The sequence below is a fragment of the Bradyrhizobium sp. USDA 4510 genome (genome assembly GCF_054059095.1).
This window is the reverse complement of record NZ_JBSSBT010000001.1, coordinates 9,252,110-9,270,504: the sequence shown is the minus strand read 5'-3', so window position 1 is coordinate 9,270,504 and position 18,395 is coordinate 9,252,110. Positions and strand designations below refer to the sequence as shown.

At 64.8% G+C, this 18,395-nt stretch carries 21 protein-coding genes and 1 pseudogene; 5 read left to right on the top strand and 17 right to left on the bottom strand.

The window, feature by feature from the left end:
* The first annotated feature begins 71 nt into the window (after nucleotides 1-71).
* The 3 genes from cobT (at nucleotide 72) to ACVMDN_RS43140 (ending at nucleotide 2,091) form a co-directional block, all read left to right on the top strand.
* Complete coding sequence (cobT, locus tag ACVMDN_RS43150; RefSeq protein ID WP_076827727.1) at nucleotides 72-1,085, top strand: nicotinate-nucleotide--dimethylbenzimidazole phosphoribosyltransferase; 1,014 nt, start codon at nucleotides 72-74, stop codon at nucleotides 1,083-1,085.
* Nucleotides 1,086-1,263: 178 nt separating this feature from the next.
* Entirely contained in the window at nucleotides 1,264-1,590 is a 327-nt protein-coding gene (locus tag ACVMDN_RS43145) for a hypothetical protein (RefSeq protein WP_076827729.1), read from the top strand.
* A 78-nt stretch (nucleotides 1,591-1,668) separates the two neighbouring features.
* Nucleotides 1,669-2,091 (top strand): S49 family peptidase domain-containing protein, encoded by a 423-nt coding sequence (locus tag ACVMDN_RS43140; protein WP_057016263.1) that lies wholly within the window; start codon nucleotides 1,669-1,671, stop codon nucleotides 2,089-2,091.
* Nucleotides 2,092-2,278: 187 nt separating this feature from the next.
* Here the strand turns inward: ACVMDN_RS43140 and ACVMDN_RS43135 are convergent, their stop codons facing one another.
* The 5 genes and pseudogenes from ACVMDN_RS43135 to ACVMDN_RS43115 all read right to left on the bottom strand — a co-directional run bounded on the left by ACVMDN_RS43135 (nucleotide 2,279) and on the right by ACVMDN_RS43115 (nucleotide 5,918).
* Entirely contained in the window at nucleotides 2,279-2,689 is a 411-nt protein-coding gene (locus ACVMDN_RS43135; protein WP_028343957.1) for a VOC family protein, read from the bottom strand.
* Between the two features lie 118 nt (nucleotides 2,690-2,807).
* Nucleotides 2,808-3,345: pseudogene (locus ACVMDN_RS43130) on the bottom strand (SRPBCC family protein).
* 33 nt (nucleotides 3,346-3,378) lie between these two features.
* Nucleotides 3,379-3,789, bottom strand: coding sequence for a DoxX family protein (locus ACVMDN_RS43125; RefSeq protein ID WP_076827733.1), 411 nt, complete (start codon nucleotides 3,787-3,789; stop codon nucleotides 3,379-3,381).
* A gap of 486 nt (nucleotides 3,790-4,275) precedes the next feature.
* Entirely contained in the window at nucleotides 4,276-5,553 is a 1,278-nt protein-coding gene (locus tag ACVMDN_RS43120) for an RNA polymerase sigma factor (RefSeq protein ID WP_076827735.1), read from the bottom strand.
* Nucleotides 5,550-5,918, bottom strand: a complete 369-nt coding sequence (locus ACVMDN_RS43115; RefSeq protein WP_028332829.1) for a YciI family protein — start codon at nucleotides 5,916-5,918, stop codon at nucleotides 5,550-5,552. Before ACVMDN_RS43115 ends, ACVMDN_RS43120 begins: the two co-directional genes overlap by 4 nt.
* A 528-nt stretch (nucleotides 5,919-6,446) precedes the next feature.
* Between ACVMDN_RS43115 and ACVMDN_RS43110 the strand changes: the two genes are divergently transcribed.
* A complete protein-coding gene (locus ACVMDN_RS43110) occupies nucleotides 6,447-7,412 on the top strand; it encodes a 2-hydroxyacid dehydrogenase (protein ID WP_076827737.1) in 966 nt (321 codons plus the stop codon).
* Between the two features lie 108 nt (nucleotides 7,413-7,520).
* Here ACVMDN_RS43110 and ACVMDN_RS43105 read toward each other — a convergent pair whose 3' ends face one another.
* Both ACVMDN_RS43105 and ACVMDN_RS43100 read right to left on the bottom strand, forming a co-directional pair.
* Entirely contained in the window at nucleotides 7,521-8,168 is a 648-nt protein-coding gene (locus ACVMDN_RS43105; protein ID WP_076827738.1) for a dihydrofolate reductase family protein, read from the bottom strand.
* 90 nt (nucleotides 8,169-8,258) lie between these two features.
* On the bottom strand, nucleotides 8,259-8,918 hold the full coding sequence (locus ACVMDN_RS43100; RefSeq protein ID WP_141342872.1) for a TetR/AcrR family transcriptional regulator: 660 nt from the start codon (nucleotides 8,916-8,918) through the stop codon (nucleotides 8,259-8,261).
* Nucleotides 8,919-9,013: 95 nt separating this feature from the next.
* On the opposite strand from ACVMDN_RS43100, the gene ACVMDN_RS43095 reads away from it, so the two are divergent.
* On the top strand, nucleotides 9,014-9,658 hold the full coding sequence (locus tag ACVMDN_RS43095) for a glutathione binding-like protein (RefSeq protein WP_076827742.1): 645 nt from the start codon (nucleotides 9,014-9,016) through the stop codon (nucleotides 9,656-9,658).
* A gap of 278 nt (nucleotides 9,659-9,936) precedes the next feature.
* On the opposite strand, the gene ACVMDN_RS43090 is transcribed toward ACVMDN_RS43095, so the two are convergent.
* The 10 genes from ACVMDN_RS43090 to ACVMDN_RS43045 form a co-directional block, all read right to left on the bottom strand.
* Entirely contained in the window at nucleotides 9,937-11,100 is a 1,164-nt protein-coding gene (locus ACVMDN_RS43090) for an IS4 family transposase (RefSeq protein ID WP_057015126.1), read from the bottom strand.
* Nucleotides 11,101-11,179: 79 nt separating this feature from the next.
* A complete protein-coding gene (locus ACVMDN_RS43085; RefSeq protein ID WP_456843680.1) occupies nucleotides 11,180-11,419 on the bottom strand; it encodes a hypothetical protein in 240 nt (79 codons plus the stop codon).
* 400 nt (nucleotides 11,420-11,819) lie between these two features.
* Nucleotides 11,820-12,287, bottom strand: a complete 468-nt coding sequence (locus tag ACVMDN_RS43080; protein WP_076825036.1) for a nuclear transport factor 2 family protein — start codon at nucleotides 12,285-12,287, stop codon at nucleotides 11,820-11,822.
* Between the two features lie 181 nt (nucleotides 12,288-12,468).
* Nucleotides 12,469-12,918 (bottom strand): tol-pal system-associated acyl-CoA thioesterase, encoded by a 450-nt coding sequence (ybgC, locus tag ACVMDN_RS43075; protein ID WP_076825034.1) that lies wholly within the window; start codon nucleotides 12,916-12,918, stop codon nucleotides 12,469-12,471.
* A gap of 100 nt (nucleotides 12,919-13,018) precedes the next feature.
* The gene (locus ACVMDN_RS43070) at nucleotides 13,019-13,636 is read right to left on the bottom strand and encodes a hypothetical protein (protein ID WP_076825032.1); all 618 of its coding nucleotides are present in this window, start codon (nucleotides 13,634-13,636) and stop codon (nucleotides 13,019-13,021) included.
* Nucleotides 13,637-13,825: 189 nt separating this feature from the next.
* Nucleotides 13,826-14,743, bottom strand: a complete 918-nt coding sequence (locus ACVMDN_RS43065) for a metallophosphoesterase (RefSeq protein ID WP_141341961.1) — start codon at nucleotides 14,741-14,743, stop codon at nucleotides 13,826-13,828.
* Between the two features lie 238 nt (nucleotides 14,744-14,981).
* Nucleotides 14,982-16,031 (bottom strand): Holliday junction branch migration DNA helicase RuvB, encoded by a 1,050-nt coding sequence (ruvB, locus tag ACVMDN_RS43060; protein WP_057016206.1) that lies wholly within the window; start codon nucleotides 16,029-16,031, stop codon nucleotides 14,982-14,984.
* A gap of 193 nt (nucleotides 16,032-16,224) precedes the next feature.
* Nucleotides 16,225-16,842: a Holliday junction branch migration protein RuvA gene (ruvA, locus tag ACVMDN_RS43055; protein ID WP_038386561.1), complete on the bottom strand. Its 618-nt coding sequence runs from the start codon at nucleotides 16,840-16,842 to the stop codon at nucleotides 16,225-16,227.
* On the bottom strand, nucleotides 16,839-17,366 hold the full coding sequence (gene ruvC, locus ACVMDN_RS43050) for a crossover junction endodeoxyribonuclease RuvC (protein ID WP_076825026.1): 528 nt from the start codon (nucleotides 17,364-17,366) through the stop codon (nucleotides 16,839-16,841). Before ruvC ends, ruvA begins: the two co-directional genes overlap by 4 nt.
* 172 nt (nucleotides 17,367-17,538) lie before the next feature.
* Entirely contained in the window at nucleotides 17,539-18,285 is a 747-nt protein-coding gene (locus ACVMDN_RS43045; protein WP_028332817.1) for a YebC/PmpR family DNA-binding transcriptional regulator, read from the bottom strand.
* Nucleotides 18,286-18,395 lie beyond the last annotated feature (110 nt).

The following is an 18,395-nucleotide window of genomic DNA, read 5'->3' as shown; positions in this document are numbered from 1 at the left end:
CGCGAGGGAAAACCGCTTCACACGTTTCCGGATCATGCATTAGCTTGCGGCCCGCTCGACGAGGGAATCGCATGCAGTTCAGTACTCTAGACGACATCCGCGGCTTTTGTCGCGACCTGCCGCAGGGCGACGAGGCCAGTGCCGCGGCCGCCACGCAGCGCCAGCAGAACCTGACCAAGCCGCCGGGAAGCCTCGGCCGCCTGGAGGAGGTTACGATCTGGCTGGCGCGCTGGCAGCGGCGTGAGATGCCCCGGCTCGACCACGTCACGATCGCCGTGTTCGCCGGCAATCACGGCATCGCCGAGCGCGGCGTTTCAGCCTATCCCTCCGAGGTCACCGCGCAGATGGTGGCGAACTTCGCCGCCGGCGGCGCTGCGATCAACCAGATCGCCAGGCTTGCCGGCGCCGAGCTGCGCGTCGAGCCGCTCGAGCTGGCGCGCCCGACCCGCGATTTCACGACCGGACCGGCGATGGACGCCGCCGATTTCCTCGTCGCGCTCGATACCGGCTGGCGCACGGTGCCCGAGCAATGCGATCTGCTCGTGGTCGGCGAGATGGGCATCGCCAACACCACGGTCGCCGCGACGCTGTGCGCCGCCTTGATGGGCGGGCGCGGAGTGCGCTGGGCCGGCCGCGGCACCGGCGTCGACGATGCCGGGCTGATACGCAAGCGCACCACGATCGATGCGGCGCTCAAGCTGCATCGCGGCGCGATCGACGATCCGCTCGTCACCGCGATGTCGCTCGGCGGACGCGAGCTCGCGGCGATCGCGGGGGCCGTGCTGGCAGCGCGCGCACGCTGCATTCCGGTGCTGCTCGACGGCTTCGTGGCGACAGCGGCGGTGCTGCCGCTGGCGCGGCTTGCGCCCGATAGCCTCGCGCATTGCCGCGCCGGACATGTGTCGGCCGAGCTTGGCCACCGCGAATTGCTGCGCGAGCTCGAGCTCGCCCCCTTGCTCGACCTTAACATGCGGCTCGGCGAAGGCTCCGGCGCGGGGGTTGCGATCCTGCTGTTGCGCGCGGCGCTCGCCTGTCATGGCGGCATGGCGACCTTTGCCGAGGCCGGCGTCTCCGACGCTGACTGAGGCTCCCGGGAGAGCCGGAGGGTTCCCTCAAAAAAGCCGGTGCATAGCGTCGGCGCGGGTTGACAATCTTCGCGTGTGTAGCATGACCTCTGCACGTTGGAGGCCTAACCTTCGCGGCGGTGGGACGCCGGCTGGCGTCTCAGCCGTGCTGAACCAGATACCGGGGAGAAATCACCTCATGTCGGGCGTTCTCATCAATCTGATCATTCAGGTCATCAGCGGAGCCGTCGGCGGCAATGTCGCGGCGGGAGCGGCCAAGAACATCGATCTCGGCACGCTCGGTAACACCATCGCAGGCGCCATCGGCGGCGGTGCGGGCGGACAGCTTCTGGGCATGCTGATCCCGCTGCTCGCCAATTCCGGCGCGACGCCTGACATCGGCAGCATCATCGGCCAGGTCGCCGGCGGCGGCGTTGCCGGCGCCGTGCTCACTGCGATCGTGGGGGTCGCTCAAGAACCGCGCGGCCTGAGCCACGTGCTGTCGCAACCGGGACATCGGTCTTGACGATGCCCCATTCCGGCGCGAGCCTTCCGGCTTCAGATGCGGCGGCACCTCGATCGCATCGTGGCAGGGATTGCGCGCATGAAAATACTTGTCGCGGCGGCAGCTCTCTGCGCAACGGTTAGCTGCGCGCAAGCCGATGTTCGTATCCTCGCCAGCCCCGGCGGGCAGGTCGGCCCGTTCATCGAGCTGTTCGACAAGGTGCGCGAGTCGGGCGAGCGCGTCGTGATCGACGGGCCCTGCTTGTCCGCCTGCACCCTGGTACTCTCGATGGTGCCGGGCGACCGCATCTGCGTGACGCGGCGCGCCGTGCTCGGCTTCCACGCCGCGCGCTCGATCGACCAGCGCGGCCGCACCTATGCAGAGCCGGAAGCGTCCGTGGCGGTGCTGCAAGCCTATCCGGCACCGGTGCGCGGCTGGATCGCCCGCCGCGGCGGCCTGACCTCGCGCCTGCTATTGCTGCGCGGCCGCGAGCTCGCGGCGATCTATCCGCGGTGCAGGTAGCGGCAAATTACACGGTCATTGCGAGGAGCGAAGCGACGAAGCAATCCATGTCCCCGCTTGCGGAGCGATGAATTGCTTCGCGGAGCCTGTCATCAGGCGCGCTTACGCGCGACCCGTGGGCTCGCAATGACGTGGATAGCCGGCACGCACAATCTCCGTGAGCGCGAGCGAACAGAACCTGCGCGGCCTACATCCCCTGCGGGCAGTTCACCATCCAGGGGATGCCGAACTGATCGACGCACATGCCGAAGCCGTTGGAGAAGAAGGTCTTGCCGAACGGCATCGTCACCGTGCCGCCCTCGGACAGCGCCTTGAAGCGGCGTTCGGCTTCCGCGGGATCCTCGACCTGCAACGCGACGTGGAAGCCCTGCGGCTTCTGGAAGTGGCCGGGCGGGGCGTCGGAGGCCATGATGATCTCGCCGTCGATCGTGAGGCGGGCGTGCATGATCTTGTCTTTCCAGCCGGGCGGCGTCTGCATCTCCGCACTGCCCTCGCCGTAGGGGAAGGTGTCCTCGATCCGGGCGCCGAGAACCTTCTCGTAGAATTTCAGCGCGGCGCCGCAATTGCCGTCGTAGGAGAGATAGGGGTTGACCTGCATTGCATGCTCCCTTGGGTCATTCGAGCCTCGCCCCGGTGGTACCGGAACGAGGGCTCCGGATTGTCATCTTGACGCGTTTTCCCGACACGAACCGGTAACCACCTCGCTCGAAAACGCGCTACTTTTCAGTCAGCTTCTTCAGATTGGCGAGACCGACCTCGAAATCCCTGCCGATCATGCGATCCAGGTTCATGAACACCTGCATCACCTTCGACATGAAGACGGCCGGACCATACATGGTCCATGTGACGCTGGTCGCATTTCCCTGCGGCAGCATTGTGAACTCGGCGGTGTTGTGGCCTTCGAACGGCTTGATGAAGTCGAGCTTGATGACGATCTTCGACGGCGCGGAGGATTGCAGGATCTCCATGCGGCCGGCGCCGACATTCTTGTTGCCGTCCCAGGCGTAGGCCGCACCCTGCCCGCGCACCGGCGCCGCTGTAGATGCGCTTCATGGCCGGATCCCGGTTCTCGTAGGGCGACCAGAGCGTCCACTGATGGAAATCGTCGATCAATGGAAATATCCGCTCGGCCGGCGCGTCGATGCAGATCGCACGCGTGACGCGGAGCGTGCCCGGCTTGGTTACCGCGAGGATGAGGATGACGGCGATCGCGACGCCGAGGACAATCGCGATGATGGCAATGGTCTCGAACATGTCAGTCTCCACAGGGATGGATTGAACAATACCTCACCGGCGAAATGGAAGCATTGCGCGCAGATTGCCGTCGCGCAGATAGAGCCCGCCCCACAGCATCAGGCCGAGATAGAGCCCGAACAGCGTGTGGGTGAACAGCGGGCTGCCGATCCGCACATGCGATGCGATCGCGCCGCCGAGATAGCCGGTGAGCAGGATGGCGCCGAGGATCGAGGTCGGCGGCACCGAGTAGAGCAGCGTGCAGACGATGGTGATGATGCCGAGGCTGCGCGCCAGCGCATCGCTCGCGCCGAAGCCCATCCTGTCCATGGTCTCGGTGACGACCGACAACGGCACCAGCTTGATCGCGCCGTCGAACAGCAGGAACAGGACGACCATGCCGCTCATGACACGGCCGGTGATGCGGGCGGGCTTTGAGACTTCGGTGTCGACGGTCGTCGGCATGACAGGCTCCGTAACGCTTGGTGATGCTCTCTGCCTTCATGACGAACGGCGGAGTACGCGGCCGACAAGGCGGGCGAAGATTTTTTCGGAAGTCAGGCAGAGTCGATTGAGAGCTGCGACAAGCTCCCTCTCCCGAACCAAGACGTGGATGCCCGGCACAAGGCCGGGCATGACGAGTTTGTGGAGCTATCGAGCCCATATGCGATTGCCCTGCACTCGCGGGGGAGGCGCGTTGCCAAAATATCGAAAACAACCCCATGCAAAGTAGCCGGCGGCCGACCGGGCTGCTTGACACGTCGGGCAACTCAGGGATATTTTTCCAATATTCCGAAATCGCGCAGACGCACGCTCGCCCCCCGGGGGCATACGGCATTCGCGCGCTTCTGTACGCGACGTTTCCACGTCGTCATGACCGCCAGCCATATGCGATAGCCCTGCGCTCGCGGGGGAGGTGCAGCGAGTATGCCGGTGCGCTGTTGCTGACCGCTACTTCGCCTTCGCGTTGCGCGGCTGGCTGTCGCGCATCAGGCGGTCGATATGCATGCGGATGTGGGCGGCTTCGGCTGTGGTGTTGGCGAGCGCGATGGCGCGGTCGAAGGCGATGCGGGCGTCCTCGTTGCGGCCGAGCTGCATCAGGAAGGCGCCGCGGACGCCGAAATAGTGGAAGTAGTTGGCAAGCCGCGGCGCCAAGGGCTCGATCATCTCGAGCGCGGCTTCCGGCCCCTTTACCTTGGAGACCGCAACGGCGCGGTTGAGCGTGATCACCGGCGACGGCTGCATGACCTCGAGCGCGCCGTACAGCAGATCGATCTGGGTCCAGTCGGTATCCTCGGGCTTTTCCGCACGGGCGTGCAGCGCTGCGATCGCCGCCTGCACCTGATACGGCCCGCTGCGGCGGTGGCGCATCGCCTTGTCGATCAGCGCGAGGCCCTCGGCAATCTGCTTCTGATTCCACAGGCTGCGGTCCTGGTCGTCGAGCAGGATCACCTGGCCATCGGCATCGAAGCGCGCCTCGGCGCGGGCATGCTGCAGCAACAACAACGCCGTCAGCCCCATGATCTCCGGCTCGCTCTGGAACAGCCGCAGCAGCAGGCGGGCGAGACGAATCGCCTCCTCGCACAGTGGCGCGCGGATTTCGGCGGTGTCGCCGCTCGCCGAATAGCCCTCGTTGAAGATCAGATAGATCATCGCCGCGACCGAGGCGAGCCGCTCGCTGCGCTCGACCGCGCCAGGCGTCTCGAACGGCACGTCGGCATCGGCGACGCGCGCCTTGGCCCGCGTAATGCGCTGCTCCATCGCGGCTTCCGAGACCAGGAAGGCGCGCGCGATCTGCTTCACCGTGAGACCTGAGACGATGCGCAGCGCGAGCGCGATCTGCTGCGTCGCCGGCAGATCCTTGTGACAGCAGATGAACAGCAGCCGCAGGATGTCGTCGCGGTAATGCGAGCCGTCGAGCCGCTCGGCGATCTCGTCCTCGGCGTCGTCGAGGTCGGAGATCGCCTGGTCGTCGTCGGGCAGCGGCTGCTGCTTCTTGTTGCGGCGGACCTCGTCGATCGCGACGTTGCGGCCGACCATGATCAGCCACGCCGCGGGATCGCGCGGCGGGCCGTTCTGCGGCCAGCTCTTGAGCGCCCGCAGGCAGGCGTTCTGGAACGCCTCCTCGGCGGTGTCGAGATTGCGGAAGTAGCGCAGCAGGGCGCCGACCGCCTGGGGACGCGCGGACGTCAACGCAGCATCGATCCAGGCGGTGTCGGTCACGCTCACGCCTTGGTACCTCCCTGATTGAAGTAGCCGACCGGGCGGATCTCATAGGTGCCGCCGGGATTGGCCTCGCCGAGGTCGCGCGCGATGTCGAGCACCTCGTCGAGGTTCTTGCCCTCGACCAGATAGAAGCCGAGCAGCTGTTCCTTGGTTTCGGCGAACGGGCCGTCCAGCACCAGCGGCGGGTTTTCCTTGCGCAGCGTGGTGGCCGCGGTGGTCGGCAACAGCCGCGCCACCGGGCCGAGCTTGCCCTGCTTGGCGAGCTTGTCCTGCACGACGGACAGTTTCTGCATGACGGAGGCGTCGTGTTCCTTGCTCCAGGAGCCGACCATGTCTTCGTCATGATAGCAGAGGATGGCGTACAGCATCGAAAAGGCATCTCCGTTCATTGCAAGAACGAACGATTATGCCCGCTGCCGACAGGGGGCGCGAAAGAAATTTAGGTTCCGGATGCCAACGGTGGATCTTGATCGCGGCTCCATGGCGCGCTTCGACGGACGGGACGTTTGTCGCGGCGGCGATGAACGTGCGGTTGCCGATAGACGCCGTAGCGGGCGGCGATCCAGCGCGCCTTGGCTTCATCGCTCTCGCGATGGCGGACGTGGCTCCTCGTCATCGGACGGGACGCCTGCTGCCGCGGAGACGCCACGGGTTGCGCCTGAGCCTGCGATCGGGCCGACCGGGCCTCGCCCTGCGTTGGAGCAACGGTCGGTTGAGCCTCAGCCGGCGTGTCAGCGTTTACGAGCACGGGCGTGGGCCGTGGCGCCGGCGGCGCGGATGAAAGCCGACGCCCGGATCAGTTTGCGCATGGAAGTTCTCCCCTGTTGATGGCAGGACATATGAGCGGGCCGGACCCGCTCTGTGACATGCATCACATAGACGTTGGAGGTATCGGGATGGGTAAGGGCGCGCTCGCGCTGCTGATCAATGGCGGCTCGGAAAACTGGTCGTCGGGGCGCTGGAAGGCGCGGTTCGACGCGGTCTGCCCGGACCGCCGCGTGGTGCTGCTGCCGGACGGCGCGCTCGATCCCGCCGAGGTGCATTACGCCGCGGTGTGGAAGCCGAAGCCGGGCGAGCTCGCGGCATTCAAGAACCTGCGCGTCATCTTCAATCTCGGCGCCGGGGTCGACGCGCTGATGGCTGATCGCTCGCTGCCCGACGTGCCGCTGGTGCGGGTCGCGGTCTCCGATCTCACCGACCGCATGACCGAATATGTCGTGCTGCACGTGCTGATGCATCACCGCCAGGAGCTCTATTTGCGCGAGTCGCAGCGGGTGAAGCGCTGGGCGCCGGACTATCAGTGGGCGGCGAGCGCGATCACCGTCGGCATCATGGGGCTCGGCACGCTCGGCGCCGCCGCGGCGCTGGCACTGCGCGCGCTCGGCTTCCGCGTCGTCGGCTGGAGCCGCAGCGAGAAGCGGATCGACGGCATCGCCTGCTATCACGGCGCGGACGGGCTCGACGCATTCCTGCGCGAGACCAACATCCTGGTCTGCCTGCTGCCGCTGACGCCGGACACAAGGCACGTGCTCAACCGCGACGCGTTCGCGAAGCTGAACCGCGAGAGCCCGCTCGGCGCGCCCGTCATCATCAATGCCGGCCGCGGCGGCCTGCAGAACGAGGCCGACATCCTGCGCGCGCTCGATGACGGCACGCTGGGCGCCGCCTCGCTCGACGTCTTCGAGACCGAGCCGCTGCCCGAGGCGAGCCCGTTCTGGAGCCATCCGAAGGTGGTGCTGACGCCGCACAACGCCGCCGACACCGACGCCGACGAGATCTCGAAATATGTCGCGCAGCAGATCGCGCGCTTCGAGGCCGGCGGCGCGCTGGAAAACCTCGTCGATCGCAAGCGGGGGTATTAGCGCCGCCGCCCATCCCGGCAACGAGTTCGGCGAGCCGGTCGGAGGCGAGCTCGACGCTCTTCTCGATGCCGGAATTGAGGTGACGCTGCTGACGCAGGCGTGAGCGGTTTAGGATTTGCGCGCGAAGGTGACGTGGGTCGCGTGCGAGCTCGCGACATGCGCGACGACGGCGTAGCCGAGGGCAGGCAGATCGAGGCCCGCGAACAAACTCTCGCCGGCGCCGAGCACGACCGGCGGCAGCACCAGTTGCAGCTCGTCGAGCAGACGCGCCTGCAGGAATTGCCGCACCACCGAGACGCCGCCGCCGACGCGGATGTCCTTGTCACCGGCAACCGCGCGCGCCCGCTCCAGCGCCGCGAGCATGCCGTCGGTCACGAAGTGAAACGTCGTGCCGCCTTCCATCTCGATGTCGGGCCGCGCGTGATGGGTCAGCACGAACACCGGCGTGTGGTACGGCGGATTGTCGCCCCACCAGCCTTTCCAGGCATGATCCGGCCACGGCCCGCGGATCGGGCCGAACATGTTGCGGCCCAGGATCCAGGCGCCGATCCCCTCCATCGACTTGCGCGCGATCTCGTCGTCGAGGCCGGTGGTGCCGCCGTCCTGGCCGAATGTCTGGCGGAACGTCCGTGTCTGGAGGAACCAGCCGGGCAACACCATGCCGCCTTCGCCGAATGGATTTTCGAGACTCTGACGCGGCGCCGCGCCGAATCCGTCGATCGATACCGAGAATGCTGAAGTCCTGACTTTTCCCATGATGTTCCGCTTCCGTGAGTGGGGGGACCTTACGGAAGACGGGCGGGAAAGCCAGCGCCCGACATTTGCCTGGCGAGAAAATTTGGACGGCTATTTCGCGCCGCACAGCACGTCGATGGCGCCCTTCACGATCGCCTCGAGCTCCTTGCGCGGCACCCGGGCGCGGGCGCGGATCGCGATGGTGTGGATGGTGGCGGACGCCAGATGCGCCAGCGACGCCGGATCGGTCTCCTCAGGCAGTTCCCCGCGTTCCCTGGCATGGCGGAAGCAGATGCCGAACGCCTTGTCGAGCTCGGTCAGGCCCTCGACCACCATGGTGCGGATGCCCGGATCCGACACCGCCTCGGACGCCGCCGTCATCACCGTGAAGCAACCGCGCGGGCCGGACTCGCCGGACAGATAGATGTCGAGCGCGATGCGATAGATGCGCTCGAGCCGCTCGCGTAGCGGCGCGTCGGCGCGGAAGATATCGACCATCGCGGCGCGCGCATCATCGCGATAGCGCTGGTAGCTCTTGATGTAGAGCTCGCGCTTGTCACCGAACGCGCCATAGAGGCTCGGCCGGTTCATGCCGGTCGCAGCGCTCAGATCATCGAGCGAGGTCGCGGCAAAGCCGTCGCGTCGGAACAGATCGAGCGCCTTGCCGAGTGCGACATCGGGCTCATAGGCGCGCGGCCGCCCGCGGCGCTTCGGCGCGATCGGCCCCGCGATTTTGGCAGCAGTTGGCGGCCTTTTACTTTTTTGTACCATTTCGCATTTAATTTCTTGACGCGACCAATATTATCCAAGACAGTACAAAAAAATCAACAACGGCCGGACCCCCGCGCCAGACCCTGGAGGCACCCATGGACCTTTATTTCTCGCCCCTCGCCTGCTCGATGGCGACCCGCGTCGCGCTCTATGAAGCGGGCCAGCCGGCCAACTATCTCGAGGTCGATCCGAAGACCAAGGCGGTGCGCAACGACGGCTCCGACTTCAACAAGGTTAACCCGCTCGGCCTGGTGCCGACGCTGCGCACCGACGACGGCGTCGTGCTGACCGAGAACGCCGCGATCCTGCAATATGTCGCCGACCAGTTTCCGCGCGCCGGCATCGGCACGGCGTCGAATGCCGAGCGTTCAAAGCTGCATCAGTGGCTGTGCTTCATCGGCACCGAGCTGCACAAGGGCCTGTTCCTGCCGCTGCTCGACAAGAAGGCGCCGCCGGAGGCCAAGACCTATGCCGTGGAGAAATACGTCTCGCGGCTCGACTATCTCGAGGAGCACCTGAAGGGCCGCGACTATCTGCTCGATCATTTCAGCGTCGCCGACGCCTATCTCGTCACCGTGATCAACTGGACCATGGCAACGCCACCGATCGAGCTCGCGAAATGGCCGGCGCTGAAGGCCTATTACGAGCGCCTGCGCGCCCGTCCCTCGGTCGCGAAGGCGATCGCGGAGGAGTTCGAACTCTACAAGGCCGAGATCGCGCGGCATAAGGCGGCGGCGTAAGGCTTCTTACGACGGAGGCACAGTCTTCTCTCCCTCTCCCCGTTCTTACGGGGAGAGGGTTGGGGTGAGGGGCCGCTTCCGCGAGTTGCGAATGCGGTGAGACCTGTACCCCCTCACCCGGATCGCATCTTGCGATGCGATCCGACCTCTCCCCGCAAGCGGGGCGAGGTGAAGGGGTGCCGCGGTCAGCATCCTCGGCAAATTGAAAGCTTGCGCTTATCGAGCTCCCCGGCTGCAGGCTTCCCCTTCCCGCCGGGAGCAGGGGTGTCCGGGGAAATTCAGGCATAGCGGAGCTCCATCTGGTCAGGTGAGATGGTTGATTTCCGACGGCTGGGGTTGATGGGCGGAGGTTTGTCGATGGCAGCGAGGGATCGACGCGTGAGCAGGAGCTGGCCGACGAGTTCGGCGAACCTGAGCGGGAGCATTTTGATGCAGTTGGTGTGAGCGGCGATGCGCAGCAGCAGGTAGGCAATCATCGCAGCGAGCACCTGAAGGCGGATCGCGTTGTCGTTGGCGCCGAGGAACTTGCGAATATCGAGATGCTGCTTGATCCAGCGGAACAGCAGCTCGATTTGCCATCGGCTCTTGTAGAGGGCGGCGATCTCGACGGCGCTACGGGCAAGGTCGTTGGTCAGGAGTGTGATCTTGCCGCCTTTCTCGCGTCTGATCTTGATGCGGCGGAGCGGGATTGGAAGGCGCGAATCGCCCTTGCTGGTGAGCTTCACCTCGTCATCGGCAAGGATTTCGAAGCCATCCCCGTTACGCTTGCGGATGGCGCGATGCCTGAGCGAGCGAAGACGGATGCTCGTCTTCGCCCGGGTAACGAAGAAAGCCTTGCTATCATTGATCTTCTGCCACCAGTCGAAACGGCAATAGCCCTTGTCAAACACATAGGTGGTGGCGGGCTGGATTGGGGTCTGTCGGCCGATCTCGATGTCATTGACGTTCGCGGCCGTCATCTCGACGCAGGTCGGGACATCGCTCCTTGGGTCGTAGACGACATGCAGCTTCATGCCGCGGATGCGGCCGTTCCACGTCGCCCAACTGCAGACCTTGCCGAGCGGGATCGGACTGGCGTCGATCAGACGCACCATCTCCATGCCTTCACTCCGCAGCTGGCGACGCGCCATCGCCGACAGCGCCGCAAAGGTTTGCGCGAAAATGCCGATCGGACGGCGGGCATTGGCATCGGACAACGTCGAGCGCGACAGCTTGCCGGTTCCCAAGTGATAGTGATGCTGCGAATTGGCGTTGAAGCCAGTCACCACCCCGCGCAGACTGCTGTTGCCGCTAAGCTGGGCATAGATCAGCGCCACCAGATGATCCCAGCTCCTGAACGACTTGTCGTAGGCATCCCCGTCCAGACGATCCACAACCGTCTGAAACTGCCGTCGATTGATCGGTTCAAGCAGCCTTCCAAAAATGCTACCGCGATATCGCATGCTCGGCCCTCTGTGTCTCGACAACCAGAAAAGACCGATTTGCCTCGGTCCTGCCGAGCATGCACCGCGACACAGTGAATCATTCCCCGGACACCCCTGCGCCGGGAGGGGACGGCATCTCTAGAAACACCGGCATGAAGTATTTCCATTCATCGTAGTATTCGGCCGGCAAGGAATATGGCTGGCATAGCGTGATCGCTTGCAGCGCGCTCTTGCGATAGGCTTGGGAGTAGTCTGACACGGCCGGACTGTTCTGCGACGACACCGACGGTTGCTCCGCCAGCGAGCCCTCGCGCGTCAGCCTGATCTCGAGAACCAACTTTATGTTCGCTGCCTCGTCCCCAACGGGGGCAGGTTTACGCCAACACTTGGTGACCTGAGAGCGAAACAGCGGCCCCCATTTTGCGGAATGGTCTGCGCTGCTCTGCGCAGCCGCGGGCTGGGCAAGGATGAGAGCAGTCGCGAGCAAGAGGCCTGCCAGCACTACGGCTGTAGAACGTTCAATTGGCATGTAATGGATCCGGCGGACGCGGTGAGGTTGCAATCGCCGACCAGCATAAATCAGCCCTCTTCGAGACGCGCAAACGTTTTCGATGAGTCACCACAACGACCCGTAGCCCCGGATGGAGCGCAGCGCGATCCGGGATCGACCGCACAACAGGAGAGATCGTCCCGGATTTTGCTTCGCTCCATCCGGCTACAAGGCTACGGAGAGCCGATCAGAACGGCTCGTGCCCCAGGCCCGGCACGTCGGCCGGACGCGGGCCCGGGGCGGGCCAATGGAAGCGGCGGTCCTTCTCCGAGATCGCGATGTCGTTGATCGAGGCCTCGCGGCGGCGCATCAGGCCGTGCTCGTCGAACTCCCACTGCTCGTTGCCGTAGGAGCGAAACCAGTTGCCGCCGGCATCGTGCCATTCGTACTGGAAGCGGACCGCGATGCGGTTGCCGTCGAACGCCCAGAGATCCTTGATCAGGCGATACTCCTGCTCCTTTTCCCATTTGCGGGTCAGGAAGGCCACGATCGCTTCGCGGCCCTGAAACACCTCGGAGCGGTTACGCCAGCGGCTGTCCTCGGTATAGGCGCCGGCAACCCGAACCGGGTCGCGCGAATTCCAGGCGTCCTCCGCCATGCGCGCTTTCTGCGCGGCGGTCTCGCGGGTGAAGGGTGGCAGCGGCGGGCGTGACATTGGCGATCCCTCGTTGTTTACAGCGCAATCTAGCGCTGCGTCCCAAAGAGTCGATGGGGCGTTTCCTATCGCCCGATAGTTGGAGCCTATTCCGTTCCGATTGTATCGGAACGGGGCTCCGGATTCGTGTTTTGACGCGTTTTCTTCACGCGAACCGGTACCCACTTCGCTCGAAAACGCTCTAAGCCAGATCGGCCTTCATCAGCGCGCGAATAGCCTTCGGGATCGGCTGCGCGCGGCCGCCGCTGATGAAGGCGACGCGGACCTCGGCCTTCACAAGCACGTCATCGCCGCGCCGGACTTCCTGAGCGAGCATGATGGAGGCGCCCTTCACCGCGATCGGCCAAGTCACGACGTCGAGCACGTCGTCCATCCGCGCCGGCTTGAGGAAGTCGAGCGTCATCGAGCGCACGACAAAGGTGAAGCCGCCGGTCACCTCCTGCGCTTCATCGAACAGCGCCTGCTGCTCGGCGCCCATCAGGCGGAGATGATTGGTGCGGCCGCGCTCCATGAAGCGCAGGTAATTGGCGTGATAGACGATGCCGGAAAAATCGGTGTCTTCGTAATAGACGCGGACCTGCATATGGTGGCGGCCCTCGCGGATCTGGCCGTCGAGAATGGGTGAGGTCATTTGCAGCCCCCGATTGCGCAACACTTTGGTTCGTATTGCGCAAAATCGCCGGCCGACGCAAGCACGGTCGGGAAATCTTGGGATCGGCTGGCGATCTGGATCAGGCGACCTTCTGGAATACCTTGTTTCTGACGACCTCTTGGTACCGATGATCTGTTCTGACCAGGTCGTCAACGATCATCTTGACTTGAAAAGCGTCGATCTGCTCATCGGTATATTGATCGCCGATTGCCGGAATTTTCGTCGGATCGAGTGACGATCCCCTCAGACGCCATTCATAGTCGTCGAAATCCATGTAACCGCCAACCTTGAGCAGTTTGTCGCACAAGAAGTAGTTCAAAGCGTCGACTGCGACCGTGTGCGCGCCGTCGAGAAAGCAATAATCATAGATCGGAGCGCCCTCATACTGCCTGATCAGCTTCATGAGAGACCAGTTGTAGGAATCGTTGAACTTCTGGGTGTTGCCGAAATATGAGATCTTGTTGGGGTAGGCGCTGAGCTTTGTCTCCGCGCGCTGGACCGCATCGTTGAAATCGAAAAGATGCAGCTCACACTCGGGAAACAGCTGGCAGACGTTTCTTGCGGTATCCGCCATGTAGATTCCAAATTCGGCGTAACGGAACGGCTGCTCCCGGCCGAAAACGGTTTTCATGAACTCGTAGGTGCCTGTCGTCCCCTGAACGCCGACGACGAGCTTCTTGGGATACCAATCCTGCATTTTGCGCAATCCCTCCCGCTACCTTAGGGTGAAGGGTACCGCCCACAGAAATATGCGGCAACTTACCATCCTTCATCGCGGCCATGTCGAAAGGCGCCACTCCGGAACCGGAACGGATACAGCAGTTACTTTCGACGGAACCGCCGTCGGCCCGCATCCGATGCGCAGCTCTCGCCCACGCAAGCGCGCTCAGGACACCACTGGCCCCTTTGCGCCGAGCGTGACCTGCACGATCTCGGGCGGCACGCCGAGGCGGAACGGCATGATGCTGCAGCCGAGGCCGCCGGAGACGACGACGTCGCATTTCAGCTTGATATGGCCATACGCGAGCCGCATGCCGTGCTTCACCGGTACAGCCGGCGACCAGCCGAGCAGCCGGACCTGTCCGCCATGGGTGTGGCCGGACAGCTGCAACGCGACGCGCGAGGGCACCCGGAGCGCGACGTCGGGCTCATGCGCGAGCAGGATCACCGGCGCGTCGTCTGTGACCTTGGCAAGCGTCGCGTTGAGATCGTCGACGCCGATGCGCGTGACCTGGCGATAGGGCCGCGCCGCCATGAAGGCGAGCTGGTCGCCGAGACCGGCGAGCCAGAACGGACGGCCGTCCTTGGCGAGCCGCACCGCGTCGTTCTCGTAGACCGGAATCCCCGCCCCTTCCAGCGCGCGGCGCGAGAGCGGGATGCCGCGCCCCAGGCGCTGTACCGCCTTGTCTTCCCAGTAGTCGTGGTTGCCGAGCACGGCGTGTACGCCGAGCGGCGCCTTCAGGCCCTTCAGCACCGCGGCCCAGTCGGAGGCCGGAATGAAGCGGGTGACGTGGCGCAGCCCGGCGACATAGTCGCCGAGCAGCACGATGATGTCGGGGTTCAGACCGTTCGTCCGCTCGACGATCTCAGCGATGCGATCGAGCGACATCCAGGGATCGCAGGCGTGGATGTCGGCGAGCGCGGCGATCTTGAGCGGAAAATCCGCCGGCCATTGCCGCGGCGACAGATCGTAGCGCGTGAGCGCGAGGCGGACGACCGGCTCGCTCAAGCCATAGGCCGCGGTCGAAGCGGTGGCGGCGGTCAATCCGCCGAACCCGCGCAGAAAATGACGACGTGAAATCATGGACGTGTGATCGGTGATGCCTGGCGCTTGTCGAAAACACTCTGGGCTATCATAGGCCCTTTGATTGGAGCGAAATTGGGCCGTGCTTGTGCAGACAGCCTGCAGAGATGCCGCAATGGTTAGCAGGCAAGGTTACCGGCGGCGCGACGCGCCGCATCAACACGTCTCTTCACGTCTTCGAGAGCGGAGGGCTTTTGTTCGAGCATGAAAACCGCTTCGCCCTCTTCCGGATCATGCGTCAGTCCTCGTCGCCATTGCTGCCGAACAGGCCGAACTGCGAGGGATCGCGGTTCGGCTCGGCGAGGCCGAGATGGCGGAAGGCGTGCGAGGTCAGAAGCCGGCCACGCGGAGTACGCTGCAGATAGCCGCACTGGATCAGATAGGGCTCGATGATGTCCTCGATCGCATCGCGCGGCTCCGACAACGCCGCCGCCATGGTCTCGACGCCGACCGGCCCGCCGCCATAGTTCAAGGCAATGGTGGTGAGATAGCGCCGGTCCATCGCGTCTAACCCGGCGCTGTCCACCTCGAGCGCGCTCAACGCCCGGTCGGCGATGCCGCGGTCGACGGAATCGGCGTCCGCCGCGGAGGCAAAGTCGCGCACCCGGCGCAGCAGGCGGCCGGCGATGCGCGGCGTGCCGCGGGCGCGGCGCGCGATCTCGTTGGCGCCATCAGGACTCATGCCGATATTGAGCACGCGGGCACCGCGGGTGACGATCTTCTCGAGCTCTTCCTCGGTGTAGAAATTGAGCCGGATCGGAATGCCGAAGCGGTCGCGCAACGGATTGGTGAGCAGGCCTGCGCGCGTCGTCGCGCCGACCAGCGTGAACTTCGACAATTCGATCTTGACCGAGCGCGCCGCCGGACCCTCGCCGATGATCAGGTCGAGCTGGAAATCCTCCATCGCGGGATAGAGCACTTCCTCGACCGCCGGGCTGAGGCGATGGATCTCGTCGATGAACAGCACGTCGCGTTCTTCGAGATTGGTCAGCAGCGCCGCGAGATCGCCGGCCTTCGCAATGACAGGGCCGGAGGTGGCACGAAAGCCGACGCCGAGCTCACGCGCGACGATCTGCGCCAGCGTGGTCTTGCCGAGGCCGGGGGGACCGACGAACAGCACGTGATCGAGCGCCTCGCCGCGTTTCTTCGCAGCCTCGATGAAGATCGAGAGATTCTTGCGTGCCTGGGCCTGACCGACGAACTCCGTCAGCGACTGCGGCCGCAGCGCGGTGTCACCGACATCGTCGGAGCGGCGTTCAGGCGAGACCATGCGCGAGGGCGTATTCATGATGCGAGACTAACACGAGATTGTTCTCCCTCTCCCCGCTCTTGCGGGGAGAGGGTTGGGGTGAGGGGCTGCTTCCGCGAGCGCAATGTGTGTCGAGACCTGTACCCCCTCACCCGGATCGCATCGGCGATGCGATCCGACCTCTCCCCGCAAGCGGGGCGAGGTGAAGAACAGAGGCGCTCCAATCCACTGATCACTTCGACAGTTCCTTCAACCCCAGCCGGATCAGCTGCGCGGTCTCGGCCTTCTCACCGGCGCTGCGCGAGGCGGCGGCGATGGCGGCGGCGGCCTGCGGCTGGCCGTAGCCGAGATTGACCAGCGCCGAGATCGCGTCGGTGACAGGACGCGGCGCGCGGTTGTTGTCGATCGCGCCAGACAGTTGCACCACCGCGGGATCGACATCCGCAAAGCCCGGCGCCTTGTCCTTCAATTCGCTGACGATGCGCTCGGCGACCTTCGGCCCGACTCCCGGCGTCCGCGCCACCGCCGCCTTGTCGCGCAGCGCGATGGCGTTGGCGAGATCGGTCGGCGGCAGCGTGCCGAGCACCGCGAGCGCGACCTTGGCGCCGACCCCCTGCACGGTCTGCAGCAAGCGAAACCATTCGCGCTCGTGATCACTGCGGAAGCCGAACAGTTTGATCTGGTCCTCGCGGACATAGGTCTCGATCGAGAGCACGGCGGCGCCGCCCGGCGACGGCAGCGCCTGCAGCGTGCGGCTCGCACAATGCACCTGGTAGCCGACGCCGCCGACGTCGAGGATCACGTAATCCTCGCCATAGGAATCGATCAGGCCCTTCAGCTTGCCGATCATAGGCTCGCCACCCTGAGCCGCAGCGCGGTGCTCTGGCGGTGATGGGCGTGGGTGATCGCGACCGCGAGCGCGTCCGCGGCGTCGGCGGACGGCGGCTCGGCTTTCGGCAGCAGGATTTTCAGCATCACCTGGATCTGGTTCTTCTCGGCATGTCCGGCGCCGACCACGGTCTTCTTGACCTGGTTCGGCGCGTATTCGGCGACCGAGATACCGAACATTGCGGGCGCCAGCATGGCGACGCCGCGCGCCTGGCCGAGCTTCAGGGTGGCAACGCCGTCCTTGTTGACGAAGGTCTGCTCGACCGCCGCCTCCACAGGCTTGTAATCGCCGAGCACGGCGGCCAGCCCCTCATGGATTGCAAGCAGCCGGCTCGCCAGCGGCAGATCGTCCGGCGGCTCGACCGAACCGCAGGCGATATAGACGAGACGATTGCCTTCGGTCTCGATCACCCCCCAGCCGGTGCGGCGGAGACCCGGATCGATACCGATGATGCGGACGGGAGAGCGAATCGGCTGGGATGTCATGGGCTAGTGATACCGCCTGCGCCGGGAGAACGAAACACAAACGGAGCCTCATACCCGGGAAAGCACAATAGCCGCAATCGTCATGCGCGGGCTTGACCCGCGCATCCATCGATCATAGAAGCCTTTGCTTTTTGATGGATTGCCGGGTCAAGCTCGGCAATGACAAAGCAAACTACCCGCCCATCTTCGCGATCAGTGCGTCGGACACCTCGAAATTGGCGAACACGTTCTGCACGTCGTCATGCTCGTTGAGCAGGTCCATCAGCTTCAGCAGCTTTTCGCCGGTCTCGTCGTCGACCGAAACGGTGTTCTGCGGCTTCCAGGTCAGCGCCGCCTTGCGCGGCTCGCCGAACTTCGCTTCCAGCGCTTTTGCGACTTCGCGGAAAGTGTCCTGCGAGGCGTAGACCTCGTGGCCGCCTTCGCTGGAGACCACGTCGTCGGCGCCGGCCTCGATCGCGGCGTCCAGCATGGCGTCGTCGGAGGCGACCTTGGCGTCGTATTCGATGATGCCGGTGCGGTCGAACATGAAGGCGACCGAGCCGGTTTCGCCGAGATTGCCGCCCGACTTGGTGAAGAAGGAGCGGATATCGGAAGCGGCGCGGTTGCGGTTGTCGGTCAGCGCCTCGACGATGACGGCGACGCCGCCGGGGCCATAACCCTCGTAGCGGATCTCGTCATAGTTCTCGCCTTCATTGCCGGCGGCCTTCTTGATGGCGCGGTCGATATTGTCCTTGGGCATGTTCTCGGCGCGGGCCGCGACCACGGCGGCGCGCAGCCGCGGATTCATCGCCGGGTCCGGGGTGCCGAGCTTGGCCGCCACGGTGATTTCGCGGGCCAGCTTGCCGAAAAGCTTCGACTTCTGGGCATCCTGCCGGCCCTTGCGGTGCATGATGTTCTTGAATTGGGAATGGCCGGCCATGCGACGTCTCTTCGGAGCTTAGGGTCTGAACAGGGATGGAAAACGCGGCCTTATAGGCCCCTCACGGTCAAAATCAAAGGATCGGCGGGGCCCTCCGGCGGAGGAATACT